The sequence below is a fragment of the Pseudomonas putida genome, from assembly GCF_004357765.1.
Classification (GTDB): Bacteria; Pseudomonadota; Gammaproteobacteria; order Pseudomonadales; family Pseudomonadaceae; genus Aquipseudomonas; species Aquipseudomonas putida_U.
The window spans coordinates 1-644 of record NZ_SMTE01000099.1 but is presented as its reverse complement, the minus strand read 5'-3'; the positions used below and the strand labels follow the sequence as shown (position 1 = coordinate 644).

Sequence of the window (644 nt, the reverse complement as noted above, 5' to 3'; positions counted from 1 at the left end):
CAGAAGTTGTTCAATCCGCGCGCCGCGTTGGCCGGCGCCGCGCTGCTCGCTGCATTCGGTTTGGCAGGCTGCAGCGGCATGGGCATGGGGGCGTCGTCGACGCCGTCGGCTGTTAAGGTGACCAACGGCACGCTCACGGATGAGCACGGCATGGCGCTTTACACGTTCGACCGTGACGCCACGGCCGGCAAGAGCGCCTGCAATGGCAAGTGCGCCGACAACTGGCCGCCGCTGGCCGCCAACGATGCCGATAAGCCGTCCGGCGATTACACCATCATCACGCGCGACGACGGCAAGAAGCAGTGGGCCTACCGCGGCAAGCCGCTCTACCTCTGGACCAAGGACAAGATGCCGGGTGACCAGACCGGCGATGGCTTCATGAACGTTTGGCACATCGCCAAGCCGTAAGCACGCCGCCCACGCTCGCGCTTCCATGTCCGATCTGGCCAGCCGGCTGATTGCACTCACCCCTCGCCTGCGCCGGCACGCGCGCGGCCTCGTGCGTGACGCGAGCCGCGCCGACGACCTCCTCCAGGACACACTTGAACGCGCCTGGCGGTACCGCTGGCGCTTCCAATTGCGCCCCCGGCTCGGCCCGATCGGCCAAATCGGCCAGATCGGAGTCAAGGATGAGAGTGATGGGC

The 644-nt window shown here is 66.9% G+C and carries 2 protein-coding genes; both read left to right on the top strand.

Translation table 11 applies throughout. The features are described 5' to 3' along the window. Nucleotides 1–78 precede the first annotated feature (78 nt). A complete protein-coding gene (locus E2H86_RS25705) occupies nucleotides 79–408 on the top strand; it encodes a hypothetical protein (RefSeq protein ID WP_207955662.1) in 330 nt (109 codons plus the stop codon). Between the two features lie 25 nt (nucleotides 409–433). After that, a partial coding sequence (locus tag E2H86_RS25700; RefSeq protein ID WP_306767656.1) for a sigma factor occupies nucleotides 434–644 on the top strand: 211 nt, incomplete at its 3' end.